Genomic DNA, 11,571 nt, shown 5'->3' with positions numbered 1-11,571 from the left:
TACTAGGGTGTTTTAGCTGGGTAAAGAGATAAAAATGGTATACTGTCTATAAAGTAGACAGATTCCCAAAAATGTATAGGTAAATAAATGCCAACTAAACGATCACAATTAATGTACCAACATATCACCAGTGTCACTATGAAAATTCTACAAACGGTTCCTTTTTCTAAATTAAGTATCAAACAAATTTGTGATATTGCCGACATCAATCGCAACACCTTTTATCGCCATTTCCATGATAAATATGACCTGATGAATGCTATCTTATCAGTTACCTTTAAACAATTTTTTGAACACGTTGACTTAGATACATTTAAAGCTTCGCCATTTTCAATCCTGCAAGATCTCCAGATGAATCAATATATTGATATTTTAGATTTTCAACTCCAGGATACCGAATTCAAAAAAATCTTTGATACAGCCGTGTTCAAACACCTGTTCAAATTATCTGATGATCCCGAATTTATTTGGACGCTCGGCGAAATCTATGTGGTCAGCATTTGGAACCAACAGCGTAAACACCCCTATGATACAGCCGAAGGCTATCGTATTTTAGATGAAATTATTCGCACTAAGCGCTTTCCAACTGATTAATCAATCCGACAATTCGCCGATAAAATTGAGTTGAGAACTTTTCACTAAAGAATTAGGACTGCTCCCATAGACTCCTTGCGGTAAATCCATTCCCAACTTGGCATAGTATTTCGTCCAATATTCCTGTTCTTGGGGTCCACCAAACTCAAGTAGATTTAATTCAAAAATATTTTGCCCGTCAAAGGCTTCGGTAATCAGTTCTGAGCAATAGAGTCCTTCATCACCTGGTAAAAAACTATAATTATAAGGCCGATTTAAATTCTCTTGTGCCCTACCAATCGCCCGGCAAATATCATTTTTCGGGGCATTAATCCGATACAGATCAACTAAGCCTTGCCTTTTCACCAGAAAGTCAGTCAAGGTCTCTGCTAAACAGCCAGCTGGCATACTGGCATGGATGACCCGTACTTCTGGTTTAATCTTAGTCACAAGGGCAACGTGAATATAACTATTCTGACCTGTACTTTGCGCAATCATTTGATCTAATTTTTTATGACCGCTTCGCACAAAAAGTAAATCACCTTCACGAATTTCCATCTGCATGTTCTCCAATATAAATTTTAACTAAACAAAAATCAGCTCATTTTGCATGAACTGATTTTTTTACATTAATCTTGGTCGACACCAAAATATTCCATTAACTTAGCACCACGACGGGGACGCTTTTTCTTATCGTCCGCTTCGTCACTATCGTTATTTGACTCTTCCTTTGTACTTTCTGAGTTTTGAGCTTCACTCTCAGAATGTTGTCCCCCCATTGAACCAGCATGTGACTGTGACTCTTCTAGGGAAATACTGTGATAGCTACTGTTGAAGGTAGAAAGAGATTCTGAGGCTGACTGCTCTTCATCCATAGAAGCTGCTGATTCACTATTAGCCTGTGACGTGCTCATTGAGGCAGTACTATCTGATGATGATAGTGAAACACTTTCAGATTCTGAGACTGAATTAGAAACCGCGCGTGATGTCCGAATTGAAGTTAAGTTTTCAGAAATCAGCATTGATAGACTATCGGAATTTGAAAGCTTCAATGATTCTGATTCTTGCGCCTTAGTTGACTGAGCAGCCGATTCACTTTCCGATGTTGAAGTAAGTGTTGATTGGCTCTCATTTATTCGAAAAATTGTACTTTCTGAACGGGGTTCAAAGCGAGCTCCAGCGGTTGCGTAAAAATTACGCATCTCCATCTCAGAATGGAGTACTGATTCAGAATTAAGTTGTGACAAGGACTCAGAAGTACTACGTACACTAGCATTCGAGTTACTAATGGAGTTATAGGCACTGGTTGAACCAGAATCAGAACTACTTGTTGACAACGAGTAAATTAGTGAATCTGAAGTTGAAGTACTTTGAACACTTGAATTCAACTGACTAGTCCAAAGAGAAGCTTCATTAGAATGTGATTGTGAGAAGAAGGTTGAACGAACTGCACTGTCCGAACGTGATTCCAAACTTTGCTCAGACTCAACCATACTCTGCAAGTTAGATTCAGAAATTGCGACTGAAGTTGACTGTAATTCTGACCATCGCGCTTCGGTACTTAGAGATTGCGATCCCATATCAGACTGCAAACGTGATAAGTATTCCTTATTAGACGTTGAATAGTTATGTGAAGCCGATTCACTGGCTGCATTGGAATTCGAAACACTAACCGAATCTTCCACTAACTGGCTATTTAATGTTGAAACACTATCAGAAACTGATGTTTCCACACTGCGCATTTGACTTTCTTCTTCTGCTTGTGAAATTGAAGAAGACAAAGACAGGGATGAAATCATACTAGCTGCATTTGATTGGCTAATGACACTAACTGTTGATTCTTTTTCAGATGTCGATTGACTCATGAATGTTGATTCTTGTGCACTAGTCGAGTCTGCAATAAAAGGTGAAAAATCTGAACTATTACTCATGTTTACCATCTCCAAATAAATTTTATTCTAAGTGCCTAATTTTACTAGGTCTTTAATTAATTGTTATTAGTAGTTACGCCAGTAGCGGGTAAATCATTGGCTTTATTATCATTACTCATGGTGCCATTAATATGATTTTGCTTAGCTGCTGGGCCACCGTAGTAACTTGGAATCTGACTACTATTACCACCTAATGAACCACTTCCGGCAACATTAGCAGTTCCTTGTCCTGCGCCAGTAACACCAGCATTTGTACTGGCTTGATTACTATCAGAGTTCTGGGATTTTCCCTTTTGATCCGAGCTGGCTGTTTTAGAACTAGCCTTACTACTACTTTTTTTAGCAGTCGATTTTTTAGAACTAGTCGTTGAATCAGATTGCTCTTCTTTTGAATTTTGGTTAGTCGTGGTGGCCTTTATATTATCTGACAACAATAGAATTGGTGTCATAAAAATCATCCCCACTGAAGCAATCCGTAAAAACTTTTGAAAATTAGAAGGCTTAAGGCCCCGTTTGCCCAGAAAAGCTGTTGCAATCTGAATCAAAGAAATAAACAAACTAAAATAACCTAACCATAAGATGCTTTGGCTCATGCTTTGAACAAATTGATTTAAAATCAATAGTATAGTGGTCAAAACAATGGCAATCAGTAATCCGTAGCGGTAACGAACCCGTGCTGGTTTTGCCGATGCTTGTCTACGGAAGAAAGCATAAATAACTTCTAACGCAATTAAAGTTAAGCTAATATATAAAATCCAGTGAACTAATAAATCAGCCACATCTAAACTCCCTCTCAAATGATAATAGATAACAGTGTTGAATACTAATTACATACATTCTTCCCAATCTGATATACCTTTCAAGTATATCATAATTCATTTAAAATTGACCGGAGGAACCACGCACTCCTAATTTACTTCACTGAGGTAGTAAAAAAGTGAAAATAAAAAAATCAACCGCAGTTGATTTTACTTTTTAAATGGTAATTTTTTTAATATTTTTTTCGAAAAACCGTTAACTTCTTTAGCAACTGCTTCCCGTTGTTGATGATGGCGTTGCTTGGCTTCCTCTTCTTCTACTTCAATTTCTTTACTACGTTCAATAATCTGTTCATCGGCATAATATAACTTAATATGGGTGTCAGGACTAACAACTAGGCCTGAATGAGGACGAATGGTAATAATTTGATCAGCGTTTTTATTGGCCAAACGCGAACCTGGCACAGTTAACGAACTAGAATATTCAAAACCATAACTTTCTAAAATTTTACCAGCTTCTTGCGGTGATAATCCCTTTACATTGGGAATTTTAATATAGTTTTTACGCTTAGCAACTTCTGAATTAACAGTCTGTGCTACTTTTTCTAATACAGCTGGACTCATTACCCCAACTGTTACTTTCTCTAAAGATTCGACGAATTTATTCTTAGACAAGCCATTACCTCCTCAATAAAATGAATTTAAACATGCCACCCATTGTAACAAATCTATTCCCCAATATGATAGGTATTTTTAAATATTAATGCAATAAAAAAGGCCGAAAAATCGGCCCTGAAAAATTAAGACTGCTTTTCACGCAACTCCATCTCAATTTCTTCCAATGACTTGCCCCGCGTTTCAGGTACTAAATACTTAACGAAGAAAATCGAGATGAAGGCAAAGAGCGCAAAGATACCAAAAGGTCCACCAACATTGTTATGAAAAGTAGCCAGCAAAACTAGGAAGAACTGAGAAACAACAAAGTTTCCAATCCAATTAGCTGCTGATCCAATGGACGAACCAATACCACGGACTGATACCGGGAATATTTCCCCAATTAACAACCAAGCAATCGGTCCCCATGAAATAGCGAAACCAAAGATATAAGTTGCAATCAACAGCATCGTTGGAATCGCAGCGATTTTTACACTCACGGTATAGTTCAAAATAGTTAGGACGCCCAAAGACACAGTCATGACAACTGATCCAAACATCAACAAGGCCTTACGATCAAAACTATCCATAATCATCGTAGCCAGGATTGTTACCACAAAGTTAACGATTCCAATACCAACTGAAATCCAAATGGCCTGACCGGCATCAAAACCAAATCCTTTAATAAAAACTTGTGGTAAGAAATAAATAACAGAATTAATACCAACTAACTGTTGTAAAAACATAATTCCAATTGCAACAATCACAGCTGGACGAGCAATGGTGAAAAGATCTTTTAAACCACCCTTAGGTTGTTTTTGAATTTCGCCCATTTCTTTTAATTCAACATCAATATCTTGAGGAGCATCTTGACGTAACCGTTCCAAGACTTTTCGAGCTGCCGTTTCTTCTCCTCTAGCAAACAAATAACGAGGGGATTCTGGCAAAACTAGTCCACCGATAAAAAGTAAGACTGCTGGAATTAAAGCTGACGCCAGCATCCAACGCCAATCACGAACACCCAAGAGGTTGTGTCCCAAAAAGGCCAAGTTAGAAACATAAGCTAACAAAATACCAGCAGTAATCATCAACTGGAACATCGTACCCAAAGAACCACGATGTTTGGCTGGTGCCAATTCAGCTAAGTAAGCTGGTGTTAAGGCCGAGGCTGCTCCAACTGCCAAACCTAAAACAATTCGAGCAATCACCATCGTGGCAAAACCATTGGCAAAAGCCGTTAATAATGATCCAGCAATAAAAAACCAAGATGAGACAATTAATAATTTCTTACGACCAAATCGATCTGATAAAGGCCCAATGGTAAAGGCACCAATCGTTGAACCAATCAAAACCGATGAGGTAATAAAGCCCGTTTGTTCAACTGATAATTGGAAATCGCCTTCAATTAGGGGCGACGCTCCAGAAATGATACCGGTATCAAAACCAAATAAAAGGCCGCCAAGGGCACCAAAGATAAAGATAAAAATAACATTTGCTCGCATAGCAAACTCCTATAAAAATATTAGCCGAATTCGACTCCTGCTAGACTCTCCCCTGAATTAAATTTCATCAGAGCTCTAGGCTTTTTTCAATATAACTCAGCTTATTTTTAATTGCAATAAGCAAAATGAAATCGCTTACATTTAATATTTTATTCACTTTTAAAAAAATCTTAACTGCAGGCAATAAAAAAACATGTAAACAAAGATTGTTACATGTTTCATAAGTATAATTTAACGTAGTGCCATCAAGATAAAGGGTACGGCTGAAAAAAGATTTTGCATAAAGTGGACGGCCATACTATTACTAATCCGACCCGTTTTCTTATAAACAAAGGCTAATACCAAACCCAAAGTAGCATAGGTCAGTAGATCCAACAAGGTTGATGTCTGCCATTTAGTTAAAATCACATGGGCTAGGCCAAAAAGAAAGGCCGAAAGCAAGGGCCCATACCACCAATTTTTCTGGCTATCAAAGTAATCTAATAGCAGACCTCGAAAAAGCAATTCTTCCATAATAGGTGCCAAAATAATAATACCAAAGAGCATGGCCAGTAAGGAATAAGTTCCAGAAGAAGTTATCAATTCAGTAATGCCTTCTTGGTTAGCTGAAACCGCCCCTTTGCTGCCTAACAGAGTAACCCGAATCATACCACAGACGACCAAACCTAGTAAGCAGACTAACCACATACGGATTAACCACCAGGCCTTTTGAAAGTTTTTGAAATTAATCGGTAAGATTGAAAAATCAGGCTGACGGACTTTAATGACCCGAATAATCACCCAAACATAGAGTAACGATCCAATCAAGCCAACCGTTAAAAGTCCCATCCGCTGCAGTACTGAGAAGCGTGGTAAAACGGAAACTTGAATCAGACCGGAAACAAGAATATCCCAGATAAAAAAGCTGATAAAAATTAATATTTGTTTTAAACGTGTCATATTATTTACTCAAACTATCCTTTTGTTCGTGTTTTATAAATATACCATAAAAAATATATCGATTTGTTCGTTGTTAACTGATGCCATTCCTGCTACACTGGAAACATAGTTTGCAGATATAATCGGTTAAAAATGGTAACCAAGTTTCTACCGCACGCCTAAATGTGCGACTATCGCAACGGACACTAGTGGCTTAGTGCTGTCCCAGCGAGGGATAGCGCTATTTTTTTGGAGGAAAATCATGGAAATTAGTAGCATTAAAAGTAAAGGTCAGGACTTAATCCTCGGTCTACAGCACGTTTTAGCTATGTATTCCGGTGGCGTCTTAGTTCCCCTGCTAGTTGGAACGGCTTTACATTTTTCAGCCAGTCAAATGGCCTATCTTATTTCCGTCGATATTTTCATGACCGGAATTGCCACCCTCTTTCAGGTTAAACGGACACCAATTACTGGAATTGCCATGCCGGTCGTACTAGGATCAGCGATTCAATCGGTTTCCCCCTTGATTAACATCGGTACCACCCTAGGCGTCGGAGCAATGTATGGGGCGACTATTTCAGCCGGTATCTTTGTCTTTCTGATTGGTGGCCTCTTTGCTAAATTACGCTACTTTTTCCCACCAGTAGTGACTGGATCACTAATCACCGTAATCGGCTTTACCCTAGTACCAATTGCTCTGTTAAATTGGGGCGGTGGTAATAATCAGGCAGCTTCCTATGGCAACATGACCAATCTACTTTTAGGCACGATAACCATTATCATCATCTTAGCCTTTATGTTACTAGGCCGTGGCTTTATTAAAGCCATTGCTGTTTTACTGGGCATTATCATGGGCACGATTGTTGCTGCCATGTTGGGACAAGTCAGCCTTGACTCCGTTGCTCAGGCTAGTTGGTTCCATCTACCCCAACCCTTTTTCTTAGGTATGCCTACTTTTCACACCTCCTCTATTGTAACAATGATTGTAGTGGCCATGACGAGTTTAATTGAATCAACCGGGGTATATTTCGCTCTGGCTGATTTAACTGGCCGTAAACTTAGTGATCATGATCTTGCCAATGGTTATCGTGCCGAGGGATTGGGCGTTATTCTATCGGGAATTTTCAATACCTTCCCCTATTCAACTTTCAGCCAAAATGTTGGCGTGGTGAGGTTATCCGGTGTTAAAAGTAAGCGACCAATCTATTTTGCAGCAAGCCTGTTAATTTTAATTGGTTTACTACCAAAGTTTGGCGCTTTGGTAACCATCATCCCCAGTGCTGTTTTAGGTGGCGCCATGTTTGTCATGTTTGGTACGATTGGGGTACAGGGAATTAACATTTTACGTAGTGTTGATTTTGATAATGAAAAGAACTTAGTAATTGCGGCCCTATCGATTGGTGGCGGGATTGGGATTACAGTACATCCCGAATGTTTCCAACATCTTCCCCAAACTTGGCAGTTAGTTTTGACTAATGGTGTAGTGGTGACCACGATTTTAGCAGTTGGTTTAAATATAATTTTAAATGGCTTTCATAGGCAAAAGGAGCAAACAGCATGAAGTTATTAGAAGAACGAATTAAAAGCGAAGGCCGGGTATTAGGAACTGATGTTTTAAAGGTCGATCGCTTTTTAAATCATCAGATTGATCCAATGTTAATGCAGGCCATCGGGGATGAGTTTGCTGCTTTATTTGCTAATCAAGAGATTACCAAAATTTTAACAGTTGAATCATCCGGGATTGCCCCAGCGGTGATGACTGGCTTAGCATTGCAGGTTCCGGTCGTCTTTGCTCGCAAAAACAAATCATTGACGCTACCCAATGATGTCTATACCGCTGAAGTTTATTCCTTTACAAAACAAACGACCAACCAGATTATGATTGATCGTCAGTTTATTAGTCCTGATGATAAGGTCTTGATTATTGATGATTTCTTGGCCAATGGCCAGGCCGTCCTAGGACTATTAGAAATTGCTGATGCCGCTAAGATTGACGTAGTCGGCGTGGGCATTGTCATTGAAAAAACTTTCCAAAAGGGTCACCAACTCTTAGCTGAGCGAGGTGTTCATTTGGAAAGTTTGGCGAAGATTAAGGCGTTTGAAGATGGCGAGGTTGTGTTTGGGTGAACTGTATCTTACTACTAGTAAATATGGTTAATATCGAAACCATCCTTGTATTAAAGAATATTTAAAGTTCAATTCAACTTCTTTTGAGTACAAAATAGCTTATTTAGTGTTAATTTTTTTTGAGTTCTTAAATCCTACTGGCTTTAATCTCCCATGATTATCTATTTTAAAATTATCAAAATCAGCTTTTGTTTGAAGCCACTCAAGTAATTTCTTCATTTCGTAATTATTGACAAAACTAAAACCTGTACGTCTTCTATTATTCTCATTAATAATAGAAAATATTTTATCTCCAATTTTATTTTTTGTTGTATTCTGGCTACCATTCAAACTCTTATCGTTACTATTCGCATAATTAATCACTTGTTGTACTGAAAGTATTGACAAGTTATCAACAAAAATTTTATTATTCCATTCACTGTCCACGATAAGTAATTCAATAAGTAACTCCTGATTTTTAATAGAAATTTCATTCTCATAAATAACCCGTTTTATGTTATTAATTAGTATTTTATTCTCATAGCTGAACAAACTACCAATATCATGAACCCCAGTATCAAAAACGTTATCGCTATCTTTAAGATAGCTACTAAAACTATCCTTTCTATGGTCAAAAACTGTAATGCCTTTTGAATCAATTAATTTAATAATTCCAACATCTATTGTTACTCGTCCAATTTCCACTAAAAATTGAATACGTTCATTACTTGTATTTTCTATTTGTTCTGAATTACTAATAACAAAATTACTAATTGGACATTTCATCCAAATGTTCTGAAATGCTACGTAAGATAACTTAGCGTTTCTTAGTGTGTCATTCAAAAAATTAATAATACGTCCTGTGTTGTAGTCCTCACCAGAGAAATTAAAATCAACGTTGTGGTATTGATTTATAAACCCAATTAAATTCTCATCTAATTTATCACCTACATTTTCATAATAGTTGATTATATTTGTAAAAGAATTTTCTATCTTCTTTTCCTTAACTAAATATTCCTGAATTTTTAAATCGAATATCCTAATGTCTTTTATGGGAACTGGCAATACGTCAATAACAATTGGCTTAATTTCGTCATAAACATTTTTTGACTTCAAAATATTTATAAGGCTCTCTGCTGATCCAACATTAACTAGTGATTTTAACCATTCCTTAAGTTGCTGCCTATTTTTTTCATTATTTTTGTAACGATTATTTAGAATAATATCTAATACTTTAATCGGTTGTAATTTAGTTACATCAAACTGTACTTCTTCACCTGCTATAATATTTTCATACATTGTAGGGTCATCATTAAGTAATTTTTCCTTAAATCCGCTATTATCATCAATTGCAGTTTGAACTAACATTTGAAAATGATTCAGGTCATTGAGCTTTAACCACTTAGCTAAATCAAGATTTAATATCTGTGGCCTCCTATAATCATTGTCCTCTAATCGATCCAATAGCTCATCTAATTGATATAAACGCAACATTTGATTATTAGTGTTATTTACTGGTGAATATAAGTTTCTTATAAATTTTAATGTTGAATCATCACCATAAAATTGATTAATAATATCTCTGTAATTTAGTTTAATAATATCACTATCAATTAATGCACATAAAATATTATCATTTTCTTTCTGTAAAGTTTCCGAGTACCCTTTTATACTAGACAAATGAAAATTTTGTAATTTCTTTTTTCCTTCTTGAATTTTTTGCTCTAATTCTTCATTTTGCTCTCTCTCTTCTGGGCTTCCATCTCCCTCAAGAGCATTGAAATCCCACTGATTCCCATAATCATTAATCTTCTTATTCAAATCTTCCAAAGAAGATTTTATTAAATTTCCCAAGACGCCTTGCCCATTTTGGAGATCTTCAAATCCTTTTGGATTAAAATTTTTATAAGCGATTAACGCCAATAATTGATCTTTGTCATCTCTACTGAATTGTAATCTATCATTACTATCTAAAATATCAAGATACACAGAATATTCATTGTAAATATTCAATAACACTCGATAATCATCAATGTATCCGCTCAATATACTTAATAGTACCTTACTACGATTGCTAAACAATTGTGATAATTTATCAAAAGAATTATTACTTGTCATGAAAGGAATCACTGGAATAATTACATCAAAAAATTTAACACGTTCTTTGGAATTTTTGAACATTTCATCTTTCAGCAGATAAATAAAACGCCAATGTTTATCCCCTGCTAAATTCAATTTTGTATTAAGCTCTCTTAATTTTTCAAAAACTCTTAAATCATCAAACCTATCCAAATCTTCTATTACCAAAATTGTTTTATCAGTGTTTTCGAAAAGATATAAAATCTCAGCTATATATTTTTCAAATAATTTATCCTGTAGGAGATTAATTTCTGTTTCATTACCCTTCCAGGATATTTTTAATTTACTAAATTCAATTCTAGACAACACATTCCACAATATAACGCTTCCTAAAATAGCAATCAAGATTGGTAAATATCGAATTACATCTATGTTTTTTAAAAAAGGTATATCCATGTTTTTTGGTTTTAATAACCATAAAATAATTAATAGCACTTCTACACAAGCACTTAATTTAATTTTTATTTCCAATGGCCTTTTAATTTTAAATTTAGTCAATGGAATTTTTTTAGGCTTAATTTGATAAATTATTTGATTAATTATATTAGCAAATATTTCACTATCACTAACAGTAGTTTGTTTATCAACCTCTAACTTCGAATCAATATTTTGTTGACTCGAAAATGTTGCAAAACTAACTCTTAAAATTCTAGAATCTTTACCTGTACGTTTTGAACTATTTTTCTCCGTTAACACTGAGCAGTTAAACAACTTTTTAATGAAACTTAAATTTTTTCCTTGATTTTCTACATTAAAATATGTTCCAATAATAGAAGATTTTCCACTACCATACTTCCCCATTAGAGCAATATTATTAACTCTTTTATCTGCTAGTGCATCATCCAAATAGCTACAATAAAGCGCATAATTACTATCAGAAAGATTAGTATCTGGTACTAAAGCTTTTAACTTTTTTTTCATGTATCAACTCCCTATTAGTCTTTTTAAATATAAGTTCTATTTTAACAATAAATAGTTTCCAATATAATT

The 11,571-nt window shown here is 35.7% G+C and carries 10 protein-coding genes and 1 riboswitch; of the genes, 3 read left to right on the top strand and 7 right to left on the bottom strand.

Features of this window, described 5'->3' with window-relative positions:
• Positions 1–87: 87 nt before the first annotated feature.
• Entirely contained in the window at positions 88–594 is a 507-nt protein-coding gene (locus C7384_RS06160; RefSeq protein ID WP_089939550.1) for a TetR/AcrR family transcriptional regulator, read from the top strand.
• On the opposite strand, the gene C7384_RS06155 is transcribed toward C7384_RS06160, so the two are convergent.
• The 6 genes from C7384_RS06155 to C7384_RS06130 form a co-directional block, all read right to left on the bottom strand.
• A complete protein-coding gene (locus tag C7384_RS06155; RefSeq protein ID WP_165806785.1) occupies positions 595–1,131 on the bottom strand; it encodes a YiiX/YebB-like N1pC/P60 family cysteine hydrolase in 537 nt (178 codons plus the stop codon).
• Between the two features lie 71 nt (positions 1,132–1,202).
• Positions 1,203–2,504, bottom strand: a complete 1,302-nt coding sequence (locus tag C7384_RS06150) for a serine-rich family protein (protein ID WP_089939556.1) — start codon at positions 2,502–2,504, stop codon at positions 1,203–1,205.
• Between the two features lie 56 nt (positions 2,505–2,560).
• Positions 2,561–3,283 carry a hypothetical protein gene (locus C7384_RS06145; RefSeq protein WP_089939559.1) on the bottom strand — a complete coding sequence of 241 codons (723 nt, stop codon included), beginning with the start codon at positions 3,281–3,283 and terminating at the stop codon, positions 2,561–2,563.
• Positions 3,284–3,472: 189 nt separating this feature from the next.
• Positions 3,473–3,937 carry a PASTA domain-containing protein gene (locus C7384_RS06140; protein WP_089939562.1) on the bottom strand — a complete coding sequence of 155 codons (465 nt, stop codon included), beginning with the start codon at positions 3,935–3,937 and terminating at the stop codon, positions 3,473–3,475.
• 125 nt (positions 3,938–4,062) lie between these two features.
• Complete coding sequence (locus C7384_RS06135) at positions 4,063–5,418, bottom strand: sugar porter family MFS transporter (protein ID WP_089939565.1); 1,356 nt, start codon at positions 5,416–5,418, stop codon at positions 4,063–4,065.
• 231 nt (positions 5,419–5,649) lie between these two features.
• The gene (locus tag C7384_RS06130; protein ID WP_089939568.1) at positions 5,650–6,357 is read right to left on the bottom strand and encodes a CPBP family intramembrane glutamic endopeptidase; all 708 of its coding nucleotides are present in this window, start codon (positions 6,355–6,357) and stop codon (positions 5,650–5,652) included.
• A 94-nt stretch (positions 6,358–6,451) separates the two neighbouring features.
• Positions 6,452–6,549, top strand: a riboswitch (purine riboswitch).
• Positions 6,550–6,598: 49 nt separating this feature from the next.
• Between C7384_RS06130 and C7384_RS06125 the strand changes: the two genes are divergently transcribed.
• Together C7384_RS06125 and C7384_RS06120 are read left to right on the top strand one after the other, a co-directional pair.
• Positions 6,599–7,897, top strand: coding sequence for a nucleobase:cation symporter-2 family protein (locus tag C7384_RS06125; protein WP_089939571.1), 1,299 nt, complete (start codon positions 6,599–6,601; stop codon positions 7,895–7,897).
• Positions 7,894–8,463, top strand: coding sequence for a xanthine phosphoribosyltransferase (locus C7384_RS06120; protein ID WP_089939574.1), 570 nt, complete (start codon positions 7,894–7,896; stop codon positions 8,461–8,463). The genes C7384_RS06125 and C7384_RS06120 overlap by 4 nt, the downstream gene beginning before the upstream one ends.
• Positions 8,464–8,562: 99 nt before the next feature.
• Here C7384_RS06120 and C7384_RS06115 read toward each other — a convergent pair whose 3' ends face one another.
• The gene (locus tag C7384_RS06115; RefSeq protein ID WP_089939577.1) at positions 8,563–11,502 is read right to left on the bottom strand and encodes a YobI family P-loop NTPase; all 2,940 of its coding nucleotides are present in this window, start codon (positions 11,500–11,502) and stop codon (positions 8,563–8,565) included.
• Positions 11,503–11,571 lie beyond the last annotated feature (69 nt).

Origin of the sequence: Convivina intestini, assembly GCF_003096575.1 — a bacterium.
Classification (GTDB): domain Bacteria; phylum Bacillota; class Bacilli; order Lactobacillales; family Lactobacillaceae; genus Convivina; species Convivina intestini.
This window is presented reverse-complemented; position numbering and strand designations above follow the sequence as displayed.